This window comes from Streptomyces sp. URMC 124, from assembly GCF_051386455.1.
Lineage (GTDB): Bacteria > Actinomycetota > Actinomycetes > Streptomycetales > Streptomycetaceae > Streptomyces.
The window spans coordinates 1-26061 of record NZ_JBPQTS010000109.1; the positions used below are offsets into that span (position 1 = coordinate 1).

Annotated in this window: 21 protein-coding genes; 14 read left to right on the forward strand and 7 right to left on the reverse strand. The window is 73.3% G+C overall.

From position 1 onward, the window contains the following. Window positions 1-40: 40 nt before the first annotated feature. Window positions 41-1480, reverse strand: coding sequence for a regulator (locus ACSNOG_RS21760; RefSeq protein WP_436754363.1), 1440 nt, complete (start codon window positions 1478-1480; stop codon window positions 41-43). A 241-nt stretch (window positions 1481-1721) separates the two neighbouring features. On the opposite strand from ACSNOG_RS21760, the gene lipB reads away from it, so the two are divergent. The 4 genes from lipB to ACSNOG_RS21780 all read left to right on the forward strand — a co-directional run bounded on the left by lipB (window position 1722) and on the right by ACSNOG_RS21780 (window position 4864). After that, window positions 1722-2519, forward strand: coding sequence for a lipoyl(octanoyl) transferase LipB (lipB, locus tag ACSNOG_RS21765; protein WP_436754364.1), 798 nt, complete (start codon window positions 1722-1724; stop codon window positions 2517-2519). 166 nt (window positions 2520-2685) lie between these two features. Next, entirely contained in the window at window positions 2686-3651 is a 966-nt protein-coding gene (lipA, locus tag ACSNOG_RS21770) for a lipoyl synthase (protein ID WP_436754365.1), read from the forward strand. 258 nt (window positions 3652-3909) lie between these two features. Then, complete coding sequence (locus ACSNOG_RS21775; RefSeq protein ID WP_058044740.1) at window positions 3910-4170, forward strand: SCO2195 family GlnR-regulated protein; 261 nt, start codon at window positions 3910-3912, stop codon at window positions 4168-4170. A 10-nt stretch (window positions 4171-4180) separates the two neighbouring features. After that, a complete protein-coding gene (locus ACSNOG_RS21780; protein WP_436754366.1) occupies window positions 4181-4864 on the forward strand; it encodes a DUF4191 domain-containing protein in 684 nt (227 codons plus the stop codon). Between the two features lie 109 nt (window positions 4865-4973). Here the strand turns inward: ACSNOG_RS21780 and ACSNOG_RS21785 are convergent, their stop codons facing one another. Beyond that, entirely contained in the window at window positions 4974-5441 is a 468-nt protein-coding gene (locus ACSNOG_RS21785) for an RDD family protein (protein ID WP_436754367.1), read from the reverse strand. 221 nt (window positions 5442-5662) lie between these two features. Between ACSNOG_RS21785 and glnA the strand changes: the two genes are divergently transcribed. Beyond that, the gene (gene glnA / locus ACSNOG_RS21790; protein WP_436754368.1) at window positions 5663-7072 is read left to right on the forward strand and encodes a type I glutamate--ammonia ligase; all 1410 of its coding nucleotides are present in this window, start codon (window positions 5663-5665) and stop codon (window positions 7070-7072) included. A 69-nt stretch (window positions 7073-7141) separates the two neighbouring features. Here the strand turns inward: glnA and ACSNOG_RS21795 are convergent, their stop codons facing one another. Both ACSNOG_RS21795 and ACSNOG_RS21800 read right to left on the reverse strand, forming a co-directional pair. Beyond that, window positions 7142-7897 (reverse strand): SDR family oxidoreductase, encoded by a 756-nt coding sequence (locus ACSNOG_RS21795; RefSeq protein WP_436754369.1) that lies wholly within the window; start codon window positions 7895-7897, stop codon window positions 7142-7144. Between the two features lie 116 nt (window positions 7898-8013). Then, window positions 8014-8322 carry a hypothetical protein gene (locus ACSNOG_RS21800; protein ID WP_436754370.1) on the reverse strand — a complete coding sequence of 103 codons (309 nt, stop codon included), beginning with the start codon at window positions 8320-8322 and terminating at the stop codon, window positions 8014-8016. Between the two features lie 119 nt (window positions 8323-8441). Here ACSNOG_RS21800 and ACSNOG_RS21805 point away from each other — a divergent pair, with 119 nt between their 5' ends. Together ACSNOG_RS21805 and ACSNOG_RS21810 are read left to right on the forward strand one after the other, a co-directional pair. Next, window positions 8442-8816 (forward strand): arsenate reductase family protein, encoded by a 375-nt coding sequence (locus ACSNOG_RS21805; protein WP_436754371.1) that lies wholly within the window; start codon window positions 8442-8444, stop codon window positions 8814-8816. Window positions 8817-8934: 118 nt separating this feature from the next. Continuing rightward, window positions 8935-10827 (forward strand): glycoside hydrolase family 15 protein, encoded by a 1893-nt coding sequence (locus ACSNOG_RS21810; RefSeq protein WP_436754372.1) that lies wholly within the window; start codon window positions 8935-8937, stop codon window positions 10825-10827. A gap of 63 nt (window positions 10828-10890) precedes the next feature. Here ACSNOG_RS21810 and ACSNOG_RS21815 read toward each other — a convergent pair whose 3' ends face one another. Further along, window positions 10891-11643 carry an SDR family NAD(P)-dependent oxidoreductase gene (locus ACSNOG_RS21815; RefSeq protein WP_436754373.1) on the reverse strand — a complete coding sequence of 251 codons (753 nt, stop codon included), beginning with the start codon at window positions 11641-11643 and terminating at the stop codon, window positions 10891-10893. 10 nt (window positions 11644-11653) lie between these two features. Next, window positions 11654-12280 (reverse strand): HAD family hydrolase, encoded by a 627-nt coding sequence (locus ACSNOG_RS21820; RefSeq protein ID WP_436754374.1) that lies wholly within the window; start codon window positions 12278-12280, stop codon window positions 11654-11656. A gap of 233 nt (window positions 12281-12513) precedes the next feature. Between ACSNOG_RS21820 and sph the strand changes: the two genes are divergently transcribed. The 7 genes from sph to ACSNOG_RS21855 all read left to right on the forward strand — a co-directional run bounded on the left by sph (window position 12514) and on the right by ACSNOG_RS21855 (window position 23333). Continuing rightward, a complete protein-coding gene (gene sph / locus ACSNOG_RS21825; RefSeq protein WP_436754375.1) occupies window positions 12514-13533 on the forward strand; it encodes a sphingomyelin phosphodiesterase in 1020 nt (339 codons plus the stop codon). Window positions 13534-13566: 33 nt separating this feature from the next. Next, window positions 13567-14610 (forward strand): S66 family peptidase, encoded by a 1044-nt coding sequence (locus ACSNOG_RS21830; RefSeq protein ID WP_436754376.1) that lies wholly within the window; start codon window positions 13567-13569, stop codon window positions 14608-14610. A gap of 448 nt (window positions 14611-15058) precedes the next feature. After that, window positions 15059-15667 (forward strand): winged helix-turn-helix domain-containing protein, encoded by a 609-nt coding sequence (locus ACSNOG_RS21835; protein ID WP_436754377.1) that lies wholly within the window; start codon window positions 15059-15061, stop codon window positions 15665-15667. Window positions 15668-15843: 176 nt separating this feature from the next. Then, on the forward strand, window positions 15844-19029 hold the full coding sequence (locus tag ACSNOG_RS21840; protein WP_436754378.1) for an alpha-N-acetylglucosaminidase: 3186 nt from the start codon (window positions 15844-15846) through the stop codon (window positions 19027-19029). 692 nt (window positions 19030-19721) lie between these two features. After that, entirely contained in the window at window positions 19722-20525 is an 804-nt protein-coding gene (locus ACSNOG_RS21845) for a tyrosine-protein phosphatase (protein ID WP_436754379.1), read from the forward strand. A 78-nt stretch (window positions 20526-20603) separates the two neighbouring features. Beyond that, window positions 20604-22550, forward strand: coding sequence for a hypothetical protein (locus ACSNOG_RS21850; RefSeq protein ID WP_436754380.1), 1947 nt, complete (start codon window positions 20604-20606; stop codon window positions 22548-22550). A gap of 84 nt (window positions 22551-22634) precedes the next feature. Beyond that, window positions 22635-23333 (forward strand): TetR/AcrR family transcriptional regulator, encoded by a 699-nt coding sequence (locus ACSNOG_RS21855; protein ID WP_436754381.1) that lies wholly within the window; start codon window positions 22635-22637, stop codon window positions 23331-23333. 17 nt (window positions 23334-23350) lie between these two features. On the opposite strand, the gene pulA is transcribed toward ACSNOG_RS21855, so the two are convergent. Then, the gene (gene pulA / locus ACSNOG_RS21860; protein WP_436754382.1) at window positions 23351-25933 is read right to left on the reverse strand and encodes a pullulanase-type alpha-1,6-glucosidase; all 2583 of its coding nucleotides are present in this window, start codon (window positions 25931-25933) and stop codon (window positions 23351-23353) included. Window positions 25934-26061: the final 128 nt, after the last annotated feature.

The window sequence follows — 26061 nt, forward strand, 5'->3', positions numbered from 1 at the left end:
CCCCCCCCCCCCCCCCCCCCCCCCCCCCCCGCCCGCAGGGCTAAAGCACCGCCACCTTCTCCCGGTACGCCCGCACCGCCGCCGCATCGCGATACGGCTCCAGCCGCCGTTCGAAGTCGCGGATGTACTCCAGCGCCCGCACCGACCGCATCTCGGCCGCCGCCTGCGCCGCCTCCGCGCCGAGCTGGCACGCCTGCTCCAGCTCGCCGAGGCCCAGCCGCGCCGTGGCCAGCACCACGCGGCAGAAGAGCCTGCTGCGCGCGTACGCCTGGCTGCGGAGCTGCAGGGACCGCTCGGCGTGCTGCGCGGCGGCCCGGTACTGCTGGAGATCGCGGTGGCAGTGGCCGAACTCGTCCGCCAGCTGGGCCTCGTCGAAGAACCGGGCCCAGTACGGCACGTCGTCCCCGGGCCGGGAGGATTCCAGCGCCCGTTCGGCCCGCGCCAGCGAGGCCGAGCAGGCCCGTACCTCACCGAGGACGCCGTGCCCGCGCGCCTCCACCGCGTGCAGCAGCGACTGCACGACGGACGGGGCACTGGACCCGATGCCCTGCTGGGCGACCCTGGCCAGCTGTACGGCTTCCCGGCCGTGGCCGAGGTAGACCGCCTGCCGGCTCATGGTGACGAGCACGTAGCTGCCGTAGGAGCGGTCCCCCGCGGCCTGGGCGAGCCGCAGCGCCTGGACGAAGTACCGCTGGGCCAGCCCGTGCGCGGCGATGTCGTACGACGTCCAGCCGGCGAGCCGGGTGAGGTCGGCGACGGCGGCGAAGAGCCGCCGCCCCGTGGCCTCCCCGTACGTGCCGCGCAGCATCGGCTCGGCCTCGTGCTCCAGGTAGCGCACGAGGGCCTGGCGGGCGTGCCCGCCGCCGTAGGCGTGGTCGAGCGTGCGGAAGAGCTCGCCGACCGAGCGCAGTGCGGCGATGTCGCCCATGGAGACCCGGCCGCCGGGTCCGCGCTCGACGTGCCGCTGGCGGGGCGGGTGGCCGCGTCCCTGGGCGGGCACGCGCCCGCCGTCGGAGGCGGGGGCGCCGCGGGCCACGCGCTCGTCGGCCCGGCCGATCAGCCAGTCCCGGCTGGGCACCACCAGCCCGGCCGGGGTGAAGGCGATCTTCCGGAGCTCGGTGTGGCTGCCGGAGTCCTTGCGCCAGAGGCCGCTGACGATGTCAATGGCCTCCTCCGGGGACGCGGCGAATTCGAGCCCCGCGTACACCGGGGCGCAGGCGTCCAGGCCCAGGTCCTGTGCGGACAGCCGTCGTCCGAGCCGCCGGGTGAAGACCTCGGCGATGAGCGCCGGGGTGGTGCCGCGGGGCTGCTGGCCGCGCAGCCAGCGGGTGACGGACGTCTTGTCGTACCGCAGGTCGAGGCCGTGCTCAAGCCCTAACTGATCGACTCGCCGAGCCAGCCCTGCGTTGGAGAAGCCCGCCTCCGCGATCAACGCGGCGAGCTGACGATTGGGGATGCGCTGCGGGGGTCGTTCCGTCATCAGCCTGCCGGTCTCCCTGATCTCGTTCTGGAACGGCGCGAACTTAGCGGTCCTCAACGCCCTGATCGCTACCTTCGCCCCGCATTCATCCGATCGTGTGAGGACAGATCAAATACACCCGGAAGGCGCCCCGGACCCCACTCGCCCTCCGTCCGCGGTCCACCGCCCGCCTGCGGCGATGTCCGCGGGCCGCCGTACAGTGGCAGGCGGAGCAGAGTCGAAGAGGAGCTGAGGAGCCGCCGTGAATGAGCTGCGCTTCGTCCACCTGGGCTTCGGGGCGGACGCCGTCGAGTATCAGGAGGCGTGGCAGGAGCAGCGCCGGGTCCACGCCGCCCGGTTCGCGGACGAGGTGCCGGACACCTGCCTGCTGCTGGAGCACCCGGCGGTCTACACGGCGGGACGGCGCACGGAGGACAGCGAGCGCCCCCTGGACGGGACGCCCGTCGTCGACGTCGACCGCGGCGGGAAGATCACCTGGCACGGCCCGGGCCAGCTCGTCGGTTACCCCATCCTCAAGCTGCCGCGCCCGGTGGACGTGATCGCCCACGTGCGCCGGCTGGAGGAGGCCCTGATCCGCGCCTGCGCCGAGCTGGGCCTGGAAACCACGCGCGTCGAGGGCCGCAGCGGCGTCTGGGTGCTGGGCGATCCCGTCGAGGAGCGCCCCGCGATCGGCGGCCTGTCCCTGGACTTCGACCCCCGGCTGACGGACGAGGAGTTCGACCCCCGGCTGAACGGCCCGGAGTACGCCCCGTCCAACGCCGGCCAGCGCCGCGAGGACCGCAAGCTGGCCGCGATCGGCATCCGGATCGCCAAGGGCGTCACCATGCACGGCTTCGCGCTGAACTGTGATCCTGACAACACCTGGTTCGACCGGATCGTGCCCTGCGGCATCCGCGACGCCGGCGTGACCTCGCTCTCGAACGAGCTGGGCCGGCGGGTGTCCGTGGCCGAGGTCCTGCCCGTGGTGGAGAAGCACCTGCGGGAGATCCTGGAGACGGCGGAGCCGGCGCCGCGGGTCGTCGAGACCGCCGCGGGCTAGCCGGACCGGCGGGGTCCGGCCGGGGTCCGGCGGGGTCCCGGCGGGCGCCCGGTGGGGGAATGTGCCCCGGCTTCCATGAGTTGCCTTGGGCATACGAGTAAGAGCGTAGGAAATATCGGGCGTACCCTGGTGTCCGCCGAAGAATCGAAGCCATAGGGAGCCGGACGTGTCGGCAGTCGCACCCGACGGACGCAAGATGCTGCGCTTGGAGGTCCGCAACGCCCAGACCCCCATCGAGCGCAAGCCCGAGTGGATCAAGACCCGGGCGAAGATGGGCCCCGAGTACACCGAGCTCCAGGGCCTGGTGAAGCGCGAGGGTCTGCACACCGTCTGCCAGGAGGCGGGCTGCCCCAACATCTACGAGTGCTGGGAAGACCGCGAGGCGACGTTCCTCATCGGCGGCGACCAGTGCACCCGGCGCTGCGACTTCTGCCAGATCGACACCGGAAAGCCCCAGGCCCTGGACCGGGACGAGCCGCGCCGCGTCGGCGAGTCGGTCGTCACGATGGACCTGAACTACGCCACGATCACCGGCGTCGCGCGCGACGACCTGGCCGACGGCGGCGCCTGGCTGTACGCCGAGACCGTGCGCCAGATCCACCAGCAGACCGCCGGCCGCGAGGCGGGCCGCACCAAGGTCGAGCTGCTCGCGCCGGACTTCAACGCGGTCCCCGAGCTGCTCGAAGAGGTCTTCGCCTCGCGCCCCGAGGTCTTCGCGCACAACGTCGAGACCGTCCCCCGGATCTTCCGGCGCATCCGCCCCGGCTTCCGCTACGAGCGCTCGCTGGAGGTCATCACCAAGGCCCGCGAGGCCGGCCTGGTGACCAAGTCCAACCTGATCCTGGGCATGGGCGAGGAGCGGGCCGAGGTCAGCGAGGCCCTGCGCGACCTGCACGAGGCGGGTTGCGAACTCATCACGATCACCCAGTACCTGCGGCCGTCGCCGCGGCACCACCCGGTGGAGCGCTGGGTCAAGCCGCAGGAGTTCGTCGAGCTGAAGCAGGAGGCCGACGAGATCGGCTACGCCGGCGTCATGTCCGGCCCCCTGGTCCGTTCGTCGTACCGGGCCGGCCGCCTCTACCAGCAGGCGATGGAGCGGCGCGCGGCGGCGCCCTCCGCACAGGCGGTCTGACCTGCAGCGACGCCTCCCCGGCACGGCAGTGGACGCGGCCCGTATCACCCCCCGCACGGCGGAGGGGACGATACGGGCCGCGTCAACGTTTCATAGGTGTTTGACCAAGAGGTCATGCGTTGGTAACACCGTTCGGTGACGATGGGGACACGCACAGCAGTTCCCCTGCCCGGCGTTTCCCGCCACACTTCTCCGTCGGTACGCACCGCCAGCCCCCCGCTGCCCAATGATCACTTCCGCTCCCGAGGGGACAACGACATGCAGGCCGCGCCCGCCCAGGCAGCGATGGCGACAGCCACCCGCGCCGCTTCCACCCTCCCCGCGACCCTCTCGGTCCGGCCCCCGTCCGTCACCGGGGCCCTGCGGGCCCTGGAGGGGCTGCTGATGCGCGGCGGCCAGCGCACCGCCCGGCGCAACGCCTGGACCGCGGTGCTGGAGGACCGCCGCCGCGCCAAGGACCGGCGGGAGGCACAGCACGTGCTGGAGGCCGTGGCGGCCCCCGGCCCGCAGGCGACGTAAACTTCGCCTTATGGCGAGGAAGGCAACACCTGAGAAGCAGGGGCGACTGCAGCAGATCGCCCTGTCGTACAAGCTGACGCGAGAGGCCGACCCGAAGGTCGGTCTCGTCGTCGCCGCCGTGGGCATCGTGACCCTCGGTGTCCTGCTCGCCGTGGGCTTCGCGATCGGCCACCCGGTCTACCTGGGCATCCTGGGCGTCCTGCTCGCGTTCCTCGCGATGGCGATCGTCTTCGGGCAGCGCGCCCAGCGGGCCTACAACAGCAAGATCGAGGGCACGCCGGGCGCCGCCGCCTCCATCCTGGAGCAGCAGATGGGCCGGCAGTGGACGACCACGCCCGCCGTCGCCTTCAACCGCAACGAGGACATGGTCCACCGGGCCGTCGGCAAGGCCGGCATCGTCCTCGTCGGCGAGGGTCACCCCGGCCGGGTCAAGGCCCTCCTGACGGCCGAGAAGCGCAAGATGGCGCGCATCGTGACGGACGTCCCCGTGCACGACTACATCATCGGCAACGGCGAGGGCCAGCTGCCGCTGAAGAAGCTGCGCACGACGCTGGCCAAGCTGCCCCGCGTGGTGCCCGGCGAGAAGGTCACGGCGACCACCGACCGCCTGCGGGCGATGGGCGACCCCATGAAGAACATGCCGATCCCGAAGGGTCCGATGCCCAAGGGCATGCGGATGCCGAAGGGCCGCTGAGGCACCGGACGGAACGACGAAGGGCGGGGCGGATCCTCACGGATCCCCCCCGCCCTTTCGCTGTCCGTCCGGCTCGCTGCCCGTCCGGCTCGCCATCCGTCCGGCTGGGTCAGATCCGCACCTGTACGGCGCGGGAGAGGCGGTCGTGCAGCCCGCGGGTGTCGCGGTCCCAGATGACCGCCGGGATGGCGACGACGAGGAGTACGCTGCGCAGCAGGACGCGGGGCAGCGAGAGGCGTCCGCCGCCCTCGCTGATCACACGGAGCCCGAGGAGGCGCTTGCCGGGGGTGCAGCCGACCGTACCGACAGTGACGACACTGAGTACGAAGAAGATCAGCAGGGCCCAGTTGCCCGCCTGCTGGAGCTTGCCGTCCGCGAGGAGGGCGTAGGCGATGAGCATGCACAGCGCCCAGTCGATGAAGAGGGCCCCGAAGCGCCGTCCGAGCGGGGCGATCGAGCCGGGCCCGTTCGCCGGGAGCCCGAGGCGCTCGCCCCGGTGCCCGAAGTCGACGCCCATTTCCTCGGCGGCCGCGCGCGGGCCCGAGAGCCATGAGCCGATTGCTTGCCTGTTGTCCACCCGTCCACGGTACTGCGCCCGTATTCGTTCCCCCGGCTCCGGGGTCGCAAGGCCGTGTTACACGGCACATCCGGGCCGCCACCCGGTTAACCTCGGCGAAACAAATGGGTCATGCCCGGGAAATCCCGTCTCTCTAGGGTCGGCCGCAGCGCGCCAGTGCGATACGGACCGCGCCACCGAAGCAATCCCCGACCGCGTACGGCCGGGCTAGGAGGAGTTGGATGTTCCAGAACGCCGACGAGGCCAAGAAGTTCATCTCGGACGAGGACGTCAAGTTCGTCGACGTCCGGTTCTGCGATCTGCCCGGCGTGATGCAGCACTTCACGATCCCGGCCCACGCCTTCGACCCGGACGAGGAGCTGGCGTTCGACGGTTCGTCGATCCGCGGCTTCCAGGCCATCCACGAGTCCGACATGGCGCTGCGCGCGGACCTGTCGACGGCTCGTGTCGACCCGTTCCGCCGGGACAAGACGCTCAACATCAATTTCTTTATCCACGACCCGATCACCGGCGAGCAGTACAGCCGTGACCCGCGCAACATCGCCAAGAAGGCCGAGGCCTACCTCGCGTCCACCGGCATCGCGGACACCGCGTACTTCGGCCCGGAGGCGGAGTTCTACGTCTTCGACAGCGTGCGCTTCAACACCGCCGCGAACGAGTCCTTCTACCACATCGACTCCGAGGCCGGCGCCTGGAACACCGGTGCGGTCGAGGACAACCGCGGTTACAAGGTCCGCTACAAGGGCGGCTACTTCCCGGCCCCGCCGGTCGACCACTTCGCCGACCTGCGCGCCGAGATCTCCCTGGAGCTGGACAAGGCCGGCCTGCAGGTCGAGCGCCAGCACCACGAGGTCGGCACGGCCGGCCAGGCGGAGATCAACTACAAGTTCAACACGCTGCTCGCCGCCGCCGACGACCTGATGCTCTTCAAGTACATCGTGAAGAACGTCGCCTGGCGCAACGGCAAGACCGCCACCTTCATGCCGAAGCCGATCTTCGGTGACAACGGCTCGGGCATGCACGTCCACCAGTCCCTGTGGACCGGTGGCGAGCCCCTCTTCTACGACGAGCAGGGCTACGCGGGCCTGTCCGACACCGCCCGCTACTACATCGGCGGCATCCTCAAGCACGCCCCGTCGCTGCTGGCCTTCACCAACCCGACGGTGAACTCCTACCACCGCCTGGTCCCCGGCTTCGAGGCCCCGGTCAACCTGGTCTACTCCCAGCGCAACCGCTCCGCCGCCATGCGCATCCCGATCACGGGCTCGAACCCGAAGGCCAAGCGCGTCGAGTTCCGCGCCCCGGACCCGTCCTCGAACCCGTACCTCGCCTTCTCGGCCCTCCTCCTGGCCGGCCTCGACGGCGTCAAGAACAAGATCGAGCCCGCCGAGCCGATCGACAAGGACCTCTACGAGCTCGCCCCCGACGAGCACGCGAACGTCCCCCAGGTCCCGACCTCCCTCCCGGCCGTCCTCGACGCCCTGGAGCAGGACAACGAGTACCTCCAGGCCGGCGGCGTCTTCACCTCCGACCTGATCGAGACCTGGATCGACTACAAGCGCACCAACGAAATCGCCCCGATCCAGCTCCGCCCGCACCCGCACGAGTTCGAGATGTACTTCGACATCTAAGAACGAACGACAAAAGGCCGTCGGCCGCGCCTTTCCCTCGCGGAAGGGGCGGCCGGCGGTCTTTTCGTGTCAGCGGGTGGTGTAGCCGCCGTTGATGAAGAGGGTCTGGCCGTTGAGCCACCAGCCGTCGGTGAGGAGGAACTTCACGTACGGGACGATGTCCTCGATCTTGGTGAGGTCGCCGTTCATGGACGAGGACTTGTGGTACGCGACGGAGTCGTCCGACTCGGCCGGGTAGAAGAACGAGGTGTCCATCGGGCCGGGGGCGATGTTGTTCACGGAGATGTTGCGGCCGAAGAGTTCCTTGGACAGGGCGCGGGTGAAGTGTTCGACGGGGGCCTTGCTGCCGGCGTAGACGGAGTAGAGGCCGGTGTAGGCGGCGAGCAGGGAGGTCACGATGGTGACGATGGCCCCGTCGCGTTCGATGCGCTTGGCGGCCTCGCGCATCATGAAGTACGCCGCCTTGGTGTTGACGGCGAACATCTTGTCGAACTCCTCCTCCGAGGTCTCGGTCATGGGCTTCTTGATGACCATGCCGGCCGTGTTGACCATGCTGTCGACCCTGCCGTACGTGCGCACCGCGGCGTCGAAGAGCTGCTCGACCTCGGCGACCTTCGTCAGGTCGCCCTGGTGGGCGAAGGCGTCGCCGCCGGCCTTCTTCACGTCCGCGACGGTCTGCTCCGCCTTGTCGCGGGAGGAGTCGCTGTTGTAGTGGACGACGATCCTGGCGCCGTCCGGGGCGAGCTCCCGGGCGATGAGGCCGCCGAGGTTGCGCGACGCGCCGCCGATGACGACGACCTTGTCCTTGAGCGTACGAGCAGGCATGGCCTCTCCCAGTGACGGCATGACATCCCTCTTGCCCCTCCTGTCACGGTATGGGCAAGTACGGCACTTCGCATGCGGTCCGGGAGAGGCCCGTCCTCCTCGTCAGAGGGTGTCGGCTAGTAGTTCGCGGCGTCGTGGATGAGGGAGCGCACGGCCCGGCACGTGGTGTCGGAAGGCGAGTGGACGCCGATGCGGACGGCCGTCGCCCTTATCCGGCGGTTGCTCGCCTGCTCCGGGCGGTACACCCCGGTGTGCAGCAGGGCGATGGCCAGGCGCATGGCCTTCAGCTGGCGGTTGTGCGCCTCGTACCACCCGCGGGGGCGGCCCGCGGGCATCGGCTTCTTCGGCAGGGTGGCGAGACTCGGCAGCTCCGGCAGCTCCGAGAGCTCCGGAAGGTCGGGAAGAGTGGGTGCGGCAACGGCCATCGGCGTTCCTCCTGAGGGGTTCGTAACCTCTCTCGTCTGTCTTCGATTTTACTGCCCCCCACTGACAATCGCCCCAGCTCAGACGGGATTTGACGGTGGCAGGCGGTACGGTGTGGGGCATGGAGATCTGGATCAATCCCGCCTGTTCGAAGTGCCGCAGCGCCCTCACCCTGCTCGACGCCGAGGGCGCCGGTTACACCGTCCGCCGCTATCTCGAGGACGTCCCCGGGCAGGACGAGCTCCGCGCGATGCTCGACCGGCTCGGCCTGGAGCCGTGGGACATCACGCGGACCCAGGAGGCCGCGGCGAAGGAGCTCGGTCTGAAGGACTGGCCGCGCGACGAGGGCGCCCGGGAGCGGTGGATCACCGCCCTCGCCGAGCACCCGAAGCTCATCCAGCGGCCGATCATCACGGCCGACGACGGCACGGCGGTGGTGGCCCGCACGGAGGAGGCCGTGCGGGAGGCCCTGTCGCGGTCACAGGTCGACGGCTGAGGGCTACGGCCGGATGAGGGCTCCGGCCGCCGGCCTGCGGCTCCGGACCGCCGGCGGTATAACGGATGTGGGTTGCACATGGCGGGTGGTGCGGCGCGCCCCCGCCCAGGAGGCGTCCGTGAAACACATACCCGAGACGCACACCGGCTATCTGCCCATCGAGGACCACGGGATCATCGGCGACCTGCACACCGTGGCGCTCGTGGGCGTCGACGGCACGATCGACTGGTGCTGCCTGCCGCGCTTCGACGCGCCCTCCGTCTTCGGGTCCCTGCTCGACGCCGGGCGCGGCGGCTCGTTCTCCGTCACGGTCCGCGACGCGGAACGCACCAAGCAGATGTACATGCCGGATTCGAACGTACTGCTGACGCGCTTCCTCGGCCGGGAGTCGGTCGCCGAGCTGTACGACTTCATGGTGCCCGACCACCCCTCCTGTCCCTCCTCGGGCACCCGCCAGATCGTGCGCCAGGTGAGGGTGCTGCGCGGCCGGCCCACGATCGACGTGTACTGCCGGCCCGCCTTCGACTACGGCCGGGCCCCGCACGAGGTCAGCGCCGTGGGCAACGCCGGAGTGGTCTTCGCCGGCCCGGCCGGCCTGCTCGTGCTGCGCTCCTCCGTGCCCCTGACGCCCGACGGTGCGGCCGCCCGCACGACGGTGACCCTGGAGCCCGGCCGGTCGCTGGAGCTCGCCGCGCAGTGGGACGGGGACGCCGCCACGGGCGGCCGGGGCGTACGGGAGGGCGTGCTGTGCCCGCTCGACGGCGCGGAGGCCGCCCGGCTGCTGGACAAGACCCTGCAGTACTGGGACGGCTGGCTGCGCCAGTCGCAGTACCGGGGCCGCTACCGCGAGGTGGTCGAGCGCTCGGCGCTGGCGCTGAAGCTCCTGGTCTACCAGCCGAGCGGCGCCCTGGTCGCCGCGCCCACGACCTCCCTGCCCGAGGCGCCGGGCGGCGGCCGCAACTGGGACTACCGCTACACCTGGATCCGGGACGCCGCCTTCACCCTCTACGCCCTGATGCGGCTGGGCTTCACCGAGGAGGCCGCCGCCTTCATCGACTGGCTCCACCGGCGCTGCGCGCAGGCCCCGCCGGGCACCGGGCTGCAGGTGCTGTACGGCATCGACGGCCGCGCCGACCTGCCCGAGACCGTCCTGGACCACCTCTGCGGCTACCGCGGCGCCCGCCCGGTCCGCATCGGCAACGCCGCGGCCCGCCAGACCCAGCTCGACGTCCACGGCGAGCTGATGGACTCCGTCTACCTGTACAACAAGCACGCCGAGCCCATCTCCTACGAGCTGTGGGAGGCGCTGGCGCGGCAGCTCGACTGGCTGCAGAAGAACTGGGAGGAGCCCGACGACGGGATCTGGGAGACCCGCGGCGGGCGGCGGCGCTTCACGTACTCCGCGCTGATGACCTGGGTGGCCTTCGAGCGGGCCATGCGCATCGCGCGCCACCGCGGCATGCCCGCGCCCGTCGAGCAGTGGCGGGACACCGCGGCGTCCGCCTACCGGTTCGTCCAGGACCGCTGCTGGGCGCCGGAGCTCGGCGCGTACTGCCAGTACCCGGACTGCACGACGCTGGACGCTTCGCTGCTGGTGATGCCGCTGGTGAAGTTCGCCGGGCCCAAGGACCCGCGGTTCCTGTCGACGGTGCGGCGGATCGAGGAGGAGCTGGTCAGCGACAGTCTCGTGCACCGCTACCGGACCGATGAGGGCGGGCCCGGCGACGGGCTGGAGGGCGGTGAGGGGACGTTCAACCTCTGCTCGTTCTGGTACGTGGAGGCGCTGGCCCGCTCCGGCCGGGTCGGCGAGGCCCGCTACGTCTTCGAGAAGATGATCACGCACGCCAATCACCTGGGCCTCTACGCCGAGGAGATCGGTCCGGCGGGCGAGGCGCTCGGGAACTTCCCGCAGGCGTTCACCCACCTCGCCCTGATCAGCGCCGCCACGAACCTCGACCGCGCCCTCGCCGCGCACCACGGCCCGGCGGCCCGGCACTGGCACACGGGCTGACCCCGGCGGTCCGCACCGCCCTCCCGCTCTCCGGCCGGCCCCCCGGCCTCCGCCCCCGGCGGCTCAGGTGATCCCCGACAGCCGCCGCTCCAGCGCCTTGGGGTCGGCCCTCCACTCCCGCCCCACCTGGGCGGCGAAGTCGTCAGGAAAGATGTCCTCCTCGCCCGCTTCGACGCCGTCGAGCATGCGTGCGGCCACCTCGTCGGCGGAGGCCCGCGGGAACTCCCCGAACGCGGGCTCGTGGCGGGCGACGTAATCGAGCATGCCGGTGTCCACGGGCCCGGGGAAGACGGCGTGCACGGTGATCCCGCGCGGGGCGAGGTCCGCCCGGACGGCCTGCGTCGTCAGCAGCAGGGCGGCCTTCGACGCCGGATAGCCGCCGAGCGCCGGCGTGCCCCCGAAGGCGCCGATGCTGATGACGTTGGCGACGGCCCCGCCGCCGTTGCGCTCCAGGACGGGCACGAAGGCCCGCAGGACCCGCAGGGTGCCCAGGAAATTGGTGCGCATCACCTCCTCGACGACGGCGAGGTCCATGTCGAGGAGGTGGCCGACCCCGTGCGTGCCGGCGTTGTTCACCAGCAGGGTGACGCCGGGCGCCGCTTCGGCCGCGGCCTCGACGGTGGCGGGGTCGTTCAGGTCCAGCGCCAGCGGCACGACGCGGTCCGGGGCCCGGGCCACGAGTGGCTCCAGGGTCGCGGGGTTCCGCGCGGCGGCGTGGACGCGCGCGGCGCCGCGCGCGAGGAGGGCGGTGGCCAGCGCCCGCCCGATCCCGCGGTTGGCGCCGGTCACGAGGGCGGTCGCACCGTCGATCTTCATGAGAGGCCCTTCACCGCAGCGGGAGCCCGAAGATCTCCTCCAGGCGCTTGACCGTCTCCGCCGGATCGCCGTCCAGGACGGTGGTCATGCCGAGGTCCTGGGCGGGGGGCAGGTTCCGGGCGGAGTCGTCCACGAAGACGCAGGACTCGGCGGGGAGTCGCAGCCGTTTCAGGACCACCGGGTAGATCCCGGGCTCCGGCTTGCGGATGCCCAGCTCCCCGGACAGCACCACGGCGTCGTACAGGGTGTCGAAGCCGTAGCCCTGGTAGGGGTCGTACGGGCCGGAGCCGAGGCTGTTGGAGAGGATGCCCACCTTCACGCCCGCGCGGCGGGCCGACTGGGCCGCGGCGAGCATCAGGGGCTCCGGTTTGAGGTCGGCCAGGACGCGGCCGATCAGATTGTGGGAGTCGACCCCGAGGAGGGCGGCGGTGCGCTCGTTCCACTCGGTCTGACCGACCTCGCCGCGCTCCAGCCGGGCATAGATCGCGCTCCCCTCCGGGTCCACCGAGATGACCTTGAGGAAGGCATCCGGGGCGAGGCCCTCCCGCAGGCAGAAGGCCCGGGTGCACTCGGCGATCGGAGTGGTCAGGACCCCGCCGAAATCGAGAACGAGGCCCTGGCGCAGGGGCTGGGGCATGGGAACTCCTCACGGCGGGCCGGACACCGCACCTCTTCCGAACTCATCTCTTCCAACGGACTCAACGACTCATGCGCGCGCACGACACGAAGTCGTCGGGCCGCGTAAGGGAATTGATCACCTGAGGGCTGCCGGGAAGTAACGCGGGCTGATTTGATGTGGGCGGCTCGTTTCCCAGCTCGCACTGGGGCACCTCACGTTCATGGTGCCCCCACCCCCCTCAGGGAGTTGCAGTGCCGATCCTCAAGCCCGCCCGTACGGCCTCCGCGCTCGCGACCGCGGCAGCCGCCGTCGCCCTCGCCGCGGCCCTGCCGCAAACGGCCGCGCAAGCGGCCCAGGCCGCGCCGGCCACCTCGGCGGGCACTGCCGCCGCCGTGCCGGAATTGAAGGTTCTGACGTACAACGTCTTTCTCATGAGCAAGAACCTGTATCCCAACTGGGGGCAGGACCACCGGGCCGCGGAGATACCCGCGGCCGGTTTCTTCCAGGGCAATGACGTCGTCGTCCTGCAGGAGGCCTTCGACAACGGCGCCTCCGACGCCCTGAAGGCGAATGCGGCGAGCCGCTATCCGTACCAGACGCCGGTCGTCGGGCGGAGCAAGGACGGCTGGGACGCCACCGGCGGCACCTACTCGTCCACCACTCCGGAGGACGGCGGGGTGACCGTGCTCAGCAAGTGGCCGATCATCCGCAAGGAGCAGGTCATCTACAACGACGCCTGCGGCGCGGACTGGTGGTCCAACAAGGGCTTCGCCTACGTGGTCCTCGACGTGAACGGCACGAAGGTGCACGTGGTCGGCACGCACGCGCAGTCGACCGACAGTGGCTGCAAGGCGGGCGAGGCGGCCGCGGACCGGGCCAAGCAGTTCCGGCAGATCGACGCCTTCCTCGACGCGAAGAACATTCCCGCGGGCGAGCAGGTCATGGTGGCCGGCGACATGAATGTGGACGCGCACGGGAGCGAATACGCGGCCATGCTCGCGAACGCCGATCTCGCCCCGGCGGCGGAGCGCACCGGGCACCCGTACTCCTTCGACACGAAGGAGAACTCCATCGCCGCCTACCGCTATCCCACGGACGGGCGCGAGGACCTGGACTACGTCCTGCACCGCAATGGCCACGCCCGCCCGGGGAACTGGAAGAACACGGTGGTCAAGGAGGCCTCCGCGCCGTGGACCGTCTCCAGCTGGGGCAAGGAGTACACCTACACCGACCTCAGCGACCACTATCCGGTAATCGCCGGAAACTCCTGAACGGCGGGACCGGGCGCGTCCTAGGGTGACGGCATGAGCGCACCCGAGTACCCGCCCAAACCCCGGCCCGGCGACCGTGTCGCGGTGATCTCACCGTCTTCGGGGCTGCCGGGCCTCTTCCCCCGGCCGTACGAACTCGGCCTGCAGCGGCTGCAGTCGGAATTCGGGCTGCGCCCGGTGGAATATCCGACGACCCGCAAAATGGGGTCGAGTCCCGCCGAGCGGGCCGCCGATCTGCACGCCGCTTTCGCCGATCCGGGCATCGCGGCGGTGTTCGCCAGCATCGGCGGCGACGACCAGATCACGGTGCTGCCGCTGCTGGACCGCGACCTCGTCCGGGCGCACCCCAAACCGTTCTTCGGTTACAGCGACAACACCGCCCTGCTGGCCTGGCTGAGCGCCACGGGAATCGTCGGCTACCACGGCTGCAGCGTGATGGTGGAGCTCGGCCGCCCCGGTTCGCTGCACCCGCGGACGGCGGCCTCGCTGCGGGCGGCGCTCTTCACGCCGGGGCCGTACGAGCTGACGGCGCCCGGCGCCTCGAACGACGTCGACCGGCCCTGGGACGACGCGAAGACCTTCGCGAGCGAGCCGGTGCTCGCACCCTGCGACGAGTGGGCGTGGCGGAACGCCGGGCGCGTGGCGGAGGGCATCGCCTGGGGCGGCAACATCGAGGTGCTGTCGTGGCTGCTGATGGCCGACCGGGAGATCGGGGCCTCCGAGGCGTACGAGGGCCGCGTGCTGTTCCTGGAGACCTCGGAGGAGCTGCCGCCTGCCGAGGAGGTTTTTCGCATTCTGCGCAATATGGGCGAGCGGGGGCTGCTGCGGCGGTTCTCCGCGCTGCTGATGGGGCGGGCGAAGGCGTGGTCCTTCGACCGGCCGCTGAGCAGGGAGGACGGCGCGGCGTACCGGCGGGCGCAGCGGGAGGCGGTGGAGCGGGCGCTGGACGCGTACGCGCCCGGGATCCCGGCGGTCTTCGACGTGGACCTGGGGCACACCGATCCGCAGCTGGTGATCCCCTACGGGGGCCTGGTGCGGGTGGACGGGCCGGCGCGGCGGATCACGGTCACGTACTGACGGCCGCCCCGGGCCGCGCCCGAGCCGCCCCGCAAAAAACCACCCCGCAAACCACCCTGCACACCACCCCGGTCCACCCCACCATCCGGAGTGGATTGCTCCGTATTGGTCCGGGCGTTCACCGTGATCCACCACGGTGGTCCGCATCACGCCGGGATCGCGCATCCCGGCCCCCTCCGAGTCTGCTGCCCCGCCGCAGGTCATGCTTCAATAGGGGCATGGCCAGCTTCCAGAACACCGCGACGGGTCGCAGCGACCTCGAGCCCTTCTGGCCTTCCCGTCAGCACGACGACTTCGACCGAGTGTGTTGCCGCGCGACTTCCGCGCAGGCCCTCTCCTCCCGCTGACCCCCACGTCGAAGTCAGCCGCCGGCCCCGGTCCCGGCCAACGGCCCCGCGCACCCGCACGTCCCCTCGACGGTCTCTCGCGCGAAAGAGCTGAGCTCTCCATGACGAACCTCCGCACCCTCACCGTGCCCGCCCCGTCCGTCTCGGCCGCGGCCACCGCCACCGCCACGGCCTCGTCCGCCGCCACGCGCCCCGCTCACCCCTCCCCTACCGCGCACCGCCACCGCCTCCGGGCCGTCGCCCCGGACGAGGTGCCGCCGGTCGCCGAGCTGCTGCACTCCGGCGCGGCCACCTGGATGCCCGCGCCGCAGCACACCGTGCCCTCCCTGCCGGGCCAGCCCCCGATGATCGGCTACCTGGTGCTGGTGCCGGCCGAGCAGCAGGCGCCCGAGGCCGCTCCCCCGGCGACCCGCGGGGACGCGCTGGTGAGCATCGACCCGGAGCAGCGCACGGCCAGCGTGGCCGGGCGCCCGCTCGACCTCACCTACCTGGAGTTCGAGCTGCTGGCCCACCTCGTCGCCCACCCCCACCGGGTGCACACCCGCGACCAGTTGGTGACCACGGTGTGGGGCTACGGGCACGTGGGCGACGGCCGGACCGTGGACGTGCACGTGGCCCGTCTGCGCCGCAAGATGGGCGCCGAGCACCGCGCCTCGATCGTCACCGTCCGCCGCGTCGGCTACAAGTACGCGCCGCCCGTCGGCTACTGATCCTCCCCGAGCGGCGGCCCCGGCCGGGCGGACCGGGGCCGGCCGGGGCCGACCGGCCCACCGGCACCCCGGCCGGGGGCTGAACGCCGAGCGCGTCCCGTTGCCCCCTCCGGTGACGGCGGTTAGCGTGCGCCGCGCACGCGTCCGTCGTCGCATTCGGCACAGTGGGGAGCGCCATGACCGAGCAGCCGGCCGTCCCGTCGACCGATCAGCCGGCCGATCGCCCGAACCCGTCGAGACGCCTGCTGCTGGGGGCCGCCGGGGCGGTCGGGGCCGGGGCCGCCCTCGCCTCCCGCGCTCCCGCCCGGGCCGCCGCCCCGGCGCCCTTCGACACCGCCCCCGCGAAGGCGGCGCTCGTCCGGCTGCTGGGCGGCGGGCACGCGGAGCAGTTCCGGCTCACCCCGCTCGCGGCCGCCGGGAACGGGGACCGGGACGGGGGCGGGGCCGCGGGCGCGGACCGGTTCGAGGTGACCGGCCGCACCGGACGGGTCGAGGTGGCCGGGACGAGCCCGGCGGTGCTGCTGACGGGCGTGCACTGGTACCTCAAGTACGTGTGCGGGGCGCACATCACCTGGGGCGCCCGCCACGTCGACCTCCCCCGCAGCCTGCCCGCCCCGGCCCGCCCGCTGAAACGTTCCACCGGACTCCGGCACCGTTTCGCCCTCAACGACACCAACGACGGCTACACCTTCCCGTACGCCGACTGGGCCTACTGGGAGCGGATGATCGACGTCCTCGCCCTGCACGGCTGCAACGAGGTCCTGGTCATCAGCGGGCACGAGGCCGTCTACGAGCGCGTCCTGCGCGACTTCGGCTACGGCGACGCGGAGGCCCGCGGGTGGCTGCCCGCCCCCTCCCACCAGCCGTGGTGGCTGCTGCAGAACCTCAGCGGCTACGGCGGCCCGCTCAGCCGCGGGCTCATCGACGCCCGCGCCTCGCTCGGGGCCCGGATCACCGCTCGGCTGCGCGAGCTGGGCATGGCGCCCGTCCTGCCCGGCTACTACGGCTCCGTGCCCGAGGGCTTCGCGGAGCGCACCGCGGACGCGCGCGTCGTCCCGCAGGGCGTCTGGCACGGCTTCCGGCGCCCGGACTGGCTCGACCCGCGCTGCGGAGCGTTCGCCGCCGTCGCCGCGTCCTTCTACCGCCACCAGGCCGCCCTCCTCGGGCCCGCCCGGCACTTCAAGATGGACCTGCTGCACGAGGGCGGGGCCGCGGGCGACGTGCCCGTCGCGGCCGCCGCCCGCGCCGTCGAAAGCGCCCTGCGCACCGCGCACCCCGACGCGACCTGGGTGATCCTCGGCTGGGAGGACAATCCGCTGCCCGAGCTGCTCGGCGCGGTCGACCGGGAGCGGATGCTGATCGTCGACGGCATCTCCGACCGCTTCAAGGGCGTCACCGACCGCGAGAAGGACTGGCACGGCACCCCGTACGCCTTCGGCAGCATCCCCAACTTCGGCGGGCGCACCACGCTCGGCGCCAAGACGCACGTGTGGGACGAGAAGTTCTTCGCGTGGCGCGACAAGCCCGGCAGCGCCCTGGCCGGCACGGCGTTCATGCCCGAGGGCGCCGACCGCGACCCCGCCGCCTTCGAGTACTTCTCCGAGCTGGCCTGGCGGGAGCGGGCGCCCGGCCGGGCCGGGTGGTTCGGCGCCTACGCGGGCTTCCGCTACGGCCGGGCGGACGAGGCGGCGCGGCGGGCCTGGGTCGTGCTGGGCGAGACCGCCTACCGGCAGAGCGCGCCCGAGCGCAGCGACCCGCACGACAGCCTCTTCGCCGCCCGCCCGGCCCTCGGTGCCGACCGCGCCGCCGAGTACGCGCCCAGCGCCCCGTCCTACGACCCGGCCCGCTTCGACACCGTCCTGACCGCGCTGCTCGGTGCCGCCCCGGGGCTGCGCGGCACCGACACCTACCGCTACGACCTGGTCGACGTCGCCCGGCAGGCCGTCGCCCACCGCAGCCGGCAGCTCCTCCCCCAGCTCAAGGAGGCGTACGCCCGCAAGGACCTGGCCGCCTTCCGCGCCCTGTCCGCGCTGTGGCTCAGGCTCATGCGGCTCGCCGACGACATCGCGGGCACGCACAAGGCGTTCCTGCTGGGGCCCTGGACCGCGGCCGCGCGCTCCATGGGCACCGGGCCCGAGGAGGCAGCCGAACTGGAGCGCACCGCGCGCGTCCTCGTCACCGTGTGGGGCGGGCGGGCCACGTCCGACGGCGGGAAGCTGCACGACTACGCGAGCCGCGACTGGCACGGGCTCATCGGCGACTTCTACCTGCCGCGGTGGCGCCGCTGGCTGGAGGAGCTGGAGGACGCGCTGCGGGCGGGGCGGGCGCCGCGGGCCGTGGACTGGTTCGCCACGGAGGAGTTCTGGACGCGCGAGCGCACCGAGCATCCGCAGCGGCCGGTGGGCGACCCGTACCGCACGGCGGTGCGCGTACGGGACGCGCTGGCCGCCGCGCCCTACCAGGGGGCGCTCACGGCGGCCCTGGAGCCGGCGGCCGTCGCGCCGGGCGGCACGGCTGTGCTCACCGTCTCCCTCGCCAACGTCAACGGCTTCCGCGCCACCGGGCCCGTCGCCCTCGCCGTCTCCGGCCTCGCGGCCACCGCGCAGGGCCCGACGTCGCTTCCGCGCCTGGACCCCGGCGCCACGGGCTCGGCCCGCTGGCGCGTCACCGCCCCCGCCGGACCGCTGACGCGGCCCCTGCAGCCCCTGCCGTACGAGGTGAGCGCCCGCTACGGGCCGCAGGGCGAGGAGCCCGTGCGGGCCGTGCGCACCGGGACGCTCTTCGTCGCCGGGCCCCTGGCCCCCGGCTGGCGGACGTTCACCAACAACGGCGCCGTCTTCGGCCAGTTGGGCGCGGACCGCTTCGCGATCGACGGCTCGGGCGACGACCTGTGGAGGCGGACCGAGCTGTTCGGCACGGTGTACCGGCCCGGCGCGCTCGCGGTCGGCGCGGCCGCCCGGGTGCGCGTCCTCAGCCAGACGGACACGGGAAGCTGGGCGCGTACGGGCATCATCGCGCGCAACGCCCTGGGCGCGCCGTGGTCGGCCGGCGCCGTGAACCTGGCGGCGACGCCGGGGCAGGGCGTGGTCGTGTCCTACGACTCCACCGGCGACGGCACGTTCGACGCCTACCACCAGGTGCGCGGCGTCCGCCCCCCGTTCTCCCTCCGCCTGACCCGCACCGGCGCGGACACGTTCGCCGCGGAGTACTCCCCGGACGGGGAGACCTGGCTCCCGGTCGCCACCGCGAGGGTCCCCGGCGCCGCCGCGTGGCAGGACACGGGCCTGTTCCTGACAGCGGGCAACGACGGCAGCGGCGAGCGGGGGATCGCCCAGTTCGAACACTGGGCGATCCGGACGTAACGGCCCGGCGGTGCCGTGACGCCCTCCCGGCCGTGGGGTCGGCACCGCCGGGATCGTACGTCGTAGTTGCGCGCCGCTGCGGCGGATTGTTGTTGCCTGCGGCACGGAGCCGGGTGGCGCCAGGCCCCCCGGTGACAGAAGCACGGGCACGCCCTCAGCCCCCCCTTGCCGCAGGCAAGGAAATCCCGCCGCAACGGCGCCCGGCCACTACGGCGCAACCCGGCGGTGCCGTGACGCCCTCCCGGCCGTGGGTTCGGCACCGCCGGGATCGTGCGTCGTGGTTGCGCGCCGCTGCGGCGGATTGTTGTTGCTGGCGACACGGAGCGAGCGGCGCCACACGCCCCCGCGGCGGAAGCGCCGGCACGCCCTCAGACCCCTTGCCGCAGGCACGAAAATCCCGCCGCAACGGCGCCCGACCACTACGGCGCAACCCGGCGGTGCCGTGACGCCCTCCCGGCCGTGGGTTCGGCACCGCCGGGATCGTGTGTCGTGGTTGCGCGCCGCTGCGGCGGGATTTCTGGCTGCGCGGCGCGCGCCCCCGCGTGTGCGCGGTGTGCGGGCGGCGTCGGCCCGGGCCGGGGGCGCCCGGGAGCGCCTGGCCGCCCCGGGCGGGGGTGCGAGCGCGGGGTCGGGCTCCGTTCGGCACAATAACGGTAGATAAACGGTAGATATCCGACACAGGAGACGCCCGTATGCCGCAGTTCGACGCCTCGACGATCATCAACCTCCGCGACCTCGGAGGCATCGCGCTGACCGGCGACTCCGCAGTGCGCCCGGGCCTGCTGCTGCGCTCCGGCCAGCTCGACCGGCTCGACCCCGCCGCCGACCCGGCGGTCGCCGCCCTCGGCATCCACACGGTCGTGGACCTGCGTACCGAGCACGAGCGGGTGGAGCGGCCCGACCAGGTGCCGGACGGCGCCCGGCTGATCGTCGCGGACGTCATGGCCGACAGCGCCGCGGCCCGCGCGGCCGCCGGGGACGACGTCCCGGCCCGGCTCGACTCCGTGCTGGGCAGCCCCGCCCTCGCCGAGGAGCACCTGGGCAGCGGCAAGGCCGAGAAGCTGCTGTGCGAGTCCTACCGCGCCTTCGTCTCCTCCGATTCCGCCTGCTCCGCCTACGGCCGCCTGCTGTCCGCACTGGCCGAGCCGGACTGCGGCCCGCTGCTCTTCCACTGCACGGCCGGCAAGGACCGCACCGGCTGGGCCGCCGCCGTGATCCTGCTGCTCCTGGGCGCGGACGAGGAGACGGTCCGCGCCGAGTACCTCGCGGTGAACCCGGCCGTGCGCGCCGCCTTCGCCCCCCTCATCGACCGCTTCACGGCGGCGGGCGGCGACCCGGAGATCGCCGACGCGATCCTGGGGGTGCGCACCGCCTACCTCACGGCGGCGCTGGAGGAGATGGACCGCGCCCACGGCGGGGTGGAGGCCTACGTCCGCGACGGCCTCGGCCTGACCGACGACGCCGTCGACCGCATCCGCGCGCGCTGCATCGCCTGACACGGCCCGCCCCCCCGGGCCCAGGGCCCCCACGCAAGGGTGAGGTGACCATCTCACCATTCACTCGTTCTACGGATCGTGGAGCAGCAAGCAACAGCCCCCCGCCCCCTGCCCTCCCCCGTCGACGTCGAGCAGGCCGAGGCCGCGCTCATCGAGCACTACCCGCGCCTGGTGCGCCTCGGGTATCTCGTCCTGCCGCCGTCGCTGGGCCGCAACCGCCGCGTGCTGACCGCGCACGCGCTGGCCCAGCGGGCTCTGCCGCGCAACCGCGTCGCGGCGGGCGAGCAGTCCGGTCTGCCGGTGCCGCCGCCGCGCGGCCCCGACGGCTCCCCCGCCGACCCCGGCTACGCCTACGTACGGCTGCGGGTCCTGCGGGCCGCGCTGGAGGCCGGCCGGCCGCGCGGGCGCTGGCAGTTGCCGCGCCCCGGCCAGCTGCCCCCGCTGCTGCCGCAGGTGTGGGGCCTGCGGCTGTTCCCCCGCTCGGGCGGGGCGGACGAGCTCGCGCTGGACCAGGCCCTGGCCTCCCTCTCGGGCCCCGGCCGGGCGGCGTACGTCCTGCGTGCCCTGGAGCTGCCCGCCGAGCGCGACGTCCGCCAGGTGCTGGCCGCGGCGGGCGTCGAGGACCCCGGGGCCGCGGTCCTGGAGGCGAGCGGGCTGCGCACGCCCGCCGGCAGCCGGGACGCCTCGCTGCTGGAGTCCATGGAGTTCGACCCCTGCTCCCTGCAGGCCCGGCCGACTGACCTGATGCGCCGCCGCCAGCACACCCGGGCGGCCCTCGCGGCCCTGGCGGCGGCTGCGGTGTGCGGGATGCTGCTCGGCCTGCCGGGCGACGGCTGGGGCCCCGACGGCGCGGCCGCCCCGCCCTACGCGCAGAACGCCTCGGCGCAACGCGCCCTGGACCCGGCCAGGTTGACGAAGGCGGCGCCCGGCGCCTGGAAGACCGCCGACCGCCCCGGCTTCGCCGCCTGGCCCGCCCGCGGCGACCGCCTCGGCGACCGCGAGCTGCTGCACCGCGCCCTCGCCGTGTGGGCGCGGCCCGGCCGCTCGGTCCAGGTGACGGCCACGCCCGGCACGCCGTCCGGCCCGGCCGCGGGCCCGCCCCAGCTGCTGTACGCGGGCGAGGTCGGCCAGGCCGCGGTCGTCCTGCTCCACGACGGGCTGCGCGTCGTGCGCTACGCCGAGTCGAAGAGCGGCGACGCCGGGGCCGCCGCCCTGGACTTCGCCCGGACCGACGCCGCGGACGCCGACACCGCGACGGCCGTCGTCGTGGGCCGCGCCGACAACAACGTCCGCTATCTGACCGCGCCGTGGGTCGACGAGGTCTCCGTGCGCGACCTCCTCAAGCCCGGCGAGGCGCCGATCCCGCTGCGCCGCGGCGCCGACGGCGTCACCGACCCGACGCCCAGCCCCGCGCCCTCCGGCGACTGCCACGACTGGCCGGCGCTGCAGATGGGCGGCCGCCTCGTCACCGACCTGGGCGAGCTGACGCCCGCGCGCCTGACCACGGGCACCCCCACCGCCCCGCGCGACCCCGGCGACGCCCGGGCCCGGGCCGGCTGGGCCCACGCCGCCTGCCACCTGCAGACCATGCGCGGCCAGGGCGTGCGTACGGTCAACGCCTGGCCGTACGCCGCGCAGCAGCTGCCCGGCGGGGCCGGCAGCGCCGAGTGGACGTGCGCCCGCGCCGAGACCTGGCGGGGCGCGGGCAGCCGGGTGCTGGGCCTGTTCCAGGCCCCGGGCGCGCGGGCCGGTGCGGCGAGCACGGTCGCCGCCCGCGCCGAGGACACCGCCGCCTGCGGCGCGCGCGACCCCCACGTCCTCGCGGGCGTGCTGTGGAAGTCGGCCGCCGGCACGTGGTACGCCCTGGCGGCGGCGGGCGGCGGCGACGTCCGGTCGGTCACGGCCTCGGGCGGGGTCCGTGGCAGCGCCCCCGGCGACCGGCTGGCCGTTCCGGCCCGGGCCGGGGCCCAGGCCGAGCTGAGCGCTCACCTCGCCGACGGACGCCGGATTTCCACTCTGCGGTAGCAGCGCTCCAGAAGCTGAAAGAGGGTCAGCAGGCCGGAGGCCAGCGGAGGATGAAGGATTCCGGTCTGCCCTAAGATGACCGCCATGAAGACCGGGATACGTCGCAGGATGGGTGTCGAGCAGCGCCGTGAGCAGCTGATCTCGGTCGCGCTCGAGCTGTTCGGCCACCGGTCCCCGGACGACGTCTCCATCGACGAGATAGCAGCCGCGGCCGGGATATCCCGGCCGCTCGTCTATCACTACTTCCCCGGGAAGCAGAGCCTGTACGAGGCCGCGCTCGGCCGCGCCGCGCAGGAGCTGTCGGCCCTCTTCGACGAGCCCCGCGAAGGCCCCCTCGGCGCCCGCCTGCTGCGGGTGATGGGCCGCTTCTTCGACTACGTGGAGGAGCACGGCACGGGCTTCGCCGCCCTCATGCGCGGCGGCCCCGCGGCGGGGTCCGGCAGGACGTGCGCCATGATCGACGGGGTGCGGCGGGCCGCGTACGCCCAGATGCTCGGCCACCTGGGCATCCCCGCCCCCGGCCCGCGCCTGGACCTGGCCCTCCGGTCCTGGATCTCGCTCACCGAGACCACGGCCCTGCTCTGGCTCGACGGCCGCCGCGTCCCGCGCGGCGAACTGGAGCTGCAGCTCGTCCACGCCTTCGCGGCGCTCGCCGCCGTCGCGGCCGCCCACGACGACGACATGGCGGCGGTCCTGCACCGCATCCTGGAGGACGAGCCGGTCCACGGGCCGTTCGCCGACCTCGTGAACCGGCTCGGTGCGGTGGCGCCGCAGCCGACCTGACGCGCCCGCCGGCCGCGCTAGCCGGCGCGGAAGACGGCGACGGTGCGGGCCGGGACGGTGAAGGTGCCCGTCGCGGGCGCGCAGGCGGCGGCCTTGACGGCCTCGTCCGCTCCGGCCGCCTGCACCGGATGCAGGGCGCAGGGCCGGCCGGCGAGTGCCGCGACGCGCTGGTCCTGCCGCTGCGGCGTGGCGTTGAGGACGACGAGCAGGCCGCCCAGGCGCATCGTGACGACGCCGGGCGTCTCGTGCGGGCCGGACAGCGGGAAGGACAGCGCCTCCTGGACGGCCCCGGCGGTCGCGAGGCCGAACGCCTTCTCGGTCGTACGGATCCGCAGCAGGTCGCGGTAGGCGGCGGAGGCCGCCTCGACGGGGCCGCAGCCGGCCTTCAGCGCCGGGTCGGCGAGGAGCGGGCGGGCGTGGTCCCACTTGGCGGCGTTGTCGCGCGCCGGGGGCAGGCCGCGGCCGAAGCCGTTGCCCGCCGTGCAGTCCCAGTGGATCGCGTTGAACCAGTCGCCGCTGTCGTAGGAGTTGCGGTCCAGCGACTTCGAGCGCAGCCGGTCCGTACCGGCCTGGGAGAGCGCCGGGCCCTGGGACAGGGCGGCCGTGGCCATGGCGAGGACCTGCATGCGGGCCCGGTCGGCGGGCGACGTGGCCTGGGGGAGCTTGAAGGCGAGCGCGTCGTAGAGGGTTTCGTTGTCGTGGGCGTCGGCGTAGGCGAGGGCGTCCCCGGGGGCGGCGGCGTAGCCGGCGGGTGAGCCGTTGTAGTCGACGTCGGCGCCGCGGACGCTGCGGCCGGCGGAGTCGGTGAAGCGGTAGCCGGCGAGGTTGCCCGTCAGGCCGACCTTGATGAGGTCCTGGGCGTGCAGCAGCCGGGCGCGCTGCTCGGCCGGGGTGCCCTGCGGGGCGCCGTTGGGGTCGGTGAACAGCCCGGAGGCGAAGCCCTGGAGGCGGGGGTCGGCGTCGAAGGGGCCGCCGCCGCGGACGGCGTCGCGGGCCCGGTCGGAGAAGGTGGCGATGCCGGTGCCGGCCATGTTCTTCTGCGTGGCCTGGACGAAGCGGGCGTCGTTCGCGGCCTCGCCGAAGTTCCAGCCCTCGCCGTAGAGGATCACGGACTTGCCGTCGACGCCGTCCCGGGCCGGGGTCAGGGCGTCGAGGGCCTTGCGCACGGCCAGGATGTTCGCCTTGGGGTGGTGGCCCATGAGGTCGAACCGGAAGCCGTCGACCTTGTACTCCTTCGCCCACGTGACGACGGAGTCCACGACGAGCTTGCCCATCATGGCGTGCTCGGGCGCCGTGCCCGCGCAGCAGGTGGAGGTCGCGACGGCGCCGTCCTCCAGGAGGCGCTGGTAGTAGCCGGGCACGATGCGGTCGAGGACGGACTTGTCGTCCTGGCCGGAGGCGGCGGTGTGGTTGTAGACGACGTCCATCACGGTCCGCAGCCCGGCACCGGCCAGCCCCTGGACCATGCGCCGGAATTCGAGGGTGCGGCCGGGGCCGTCCGGGTCGGAGGCGTAGGAGCCCTCGGGGACGGTGTAGTGCAGCGGGTCGTAGCCCCAGTTGTACGCGTCGCGTGCGGCGGCCTTGCCGGTGCAGTCCTGCTGGCGGTCGGAGGCGGCCGGGAGGGCGGCCAGGTCGCAGGGCGGGGTCGCCTGGTCGGCGCGGCGCTCGGGGGCGGTCGCGAAGTCGAAGGCCGGCAGGAGGTGGACGTAGGACGTGCCGGCGGCGGCGAGCGACTCGAGGTGCTTCATGCCGGGCGAGGAGCGGTCGGTGAAGGCGAGGTAGTCGCCTCGTCCGGTGTCACTGGAGAAGTCCCGGATGTGCAGTTCCTGGATCTGCGCGTCGCGCAGCGGGACGGCCTTCGGCTTGCGCAGGCCGCGCCAGCCGGCCGGGGCCAGGGCCGGGTCCGCGAGGTCGGTGACGACGCTGCGGGCCGAGTCCGCGGTCAGGGCCGTGGAGTACGGGTCCGTGACGCGGTTGGTGACCACCTCGCCGGCGGCCGGGGCGTGGACGGTGACGGCGTAGCGGTAGGGCTTGCCGGTCCAGTCGCGGGTGCCCGTCGCGCTCCAGACGCCGCTCGCGTCGTCGCGGTGCATGGGGACGGTGCGGCCGTCGAGTTCCAGCGCCACCCGGCGGGCCGTGGGCGCCCAGACGGACAGGGTGGGGCGGCCCTTGCGGAAGGACGGGCCGAGGGTCGCCCTGCCGGCGGCGGACGCGTACAGGTCGTCGAGGACGCCGGGGATCTGGACGCCGGTGGCGGCGTCGCCGGCGACGGCCGTGAGGGCGCCCCGGAGGGCGGTCTTCTCCTGGTCCGCGGTGGCGTTGACGCGGTAGGCGTCGTATCCGGCGAGGTGCGGGTACTTCGCCCGCTGGACGGGGGTGAGGCCGCCGGGGGTTGCCGTCAGCGTGAAGCGGCCTCTGTCGTGGACGAGGTGGTGGGGGCGGGCGGGGTCGCCCAGGCCCTTCGGCCACGCGACGGTGGTGCGGTCGATCCACTGGACCTTCGCCCCTGCCGGGGGCGGGGGTTCGGCGGTGGCCGTGCCGGCGCCGGCGAGCGGCACGAGGGCACCTATGGCTGCCGCCAATGCGGCCAGTCGTTTCACGGAGAGCTGCTCCTTCGCCTGAGGTCAAAGATGGGCCTTCCCCTGACCCGCCCCTTCCCGGCAGCCGTATCTCAGCCCGTCCGGCGCTTGAGGACGAGCGCGTTCAGAGCGATACGGGGGTGCGGGGG

Excerpts from the sequence above, each read along its gene's own strand:
- ACSNOG_RS21760 (WP_436754363.1), bottom strand. The coding sequence starts at position 1,480 with ATGACGGAACGACCCCCGCAGCGCATCCCCAATCGTCAGCTCGCCGCG.
- ACSNOG_RS21775 (WP_058044740.1), top strand. The coding sequence starts at position 3,910 with ATGCAGGCCGCGCCCGCCCAGGCAGCGATGGCGACAGCCACCCGCGCC.
- ACSNOG_RS21780 (WP_436754366.1), top strand. The coding sequence starts at position 4,181 with ATGGCGAGGAAGGCAACACCTGAGAAGCAGGGGCGACTGCAGCAGATC.
- glnA (WP_436754368.1), top strand. The coding sequence starts at position 5,663 with ATGTTCCAGAACGCCGACGAGGCCAAGAAGTTCATCTCGGACGAGGAC.
- ACSNOG_RS21795 (WP_436754369.1), bottom strand. The coding sequence starts at position 7,897 with ATGCCTGCTCGTACGCTCAAGGACAAGGTCGTCGTCATCGGCGGCGCG.
- ACSNOG_RS21800 (WP_436754370.1), bottom strand. The coding sequence starts at position 8,322 with ATGGCCGTTGCCGCACCCACTCTTCCCGACCTTCCGGAGCTCTCGGAG.
- ACSNOG_RS21805 (WP_436754371.1), top strand. The coding sequence starts at position 8,442 with ATGGAGATCTGGATCAATCCCGCCTGTTCGAAGTGCCGCAGCGCCCTC.
- ACSNOG_RS21815 (WP_436754373.1), bottom strand. The coding sequence starts at position 11,643 with ATGAAGATCGACGGTGCGACCGCCCTCGTGACCGGCGCCAACCGCGGG.
- ACSNOG_RS21820 (WP_436754374.1), bottom strand. The coding sequence starts at position 12,280 with ATGCCCCAGCCCCTGCGCCAGGGCCTCGTTCTCGATTTCGGCGGGGTC.
- ACSNOG_RS21830 (WP_436754376.1), top strand. The coding sequence starts at position 13,567 with ATGAGCGCACCCGAGTACCCGCCCAAACCCCGGCCCGGCGACCGTGTC.
- ACSNOG_RS21835 (WP_436754377.1), top strand. The coding sequence starts at position 15,059 with ATGACGAACCTCCGCACCCTCACCGTGCCCGCCCCGTCCGTCTCGGCC.
- ACSNOG_RS21840 (WP_436754378.1), top strand. The coding sequence starts at position 15,844 with ATGACCGAGCAGCCGGCCGTCCCGTCGACCGATCAGCCGGCCGATCGC.
- ACSNOG_RS21845 (WP_436754379.1), top strand. The coding sequence starts at position 19,722 with ATGCCGCAGTTCGACGCCTCGACGATCATCAACCTCCGCGACCTCGGA.
- ACSNOG_RS21855 (WP_436754381.1), top strand. The coding sequence starts at position 22,635 with ATGAAGACCGGGATACGTCGCAGGATGGGTGTCGAGCAGCGCCGTGAG.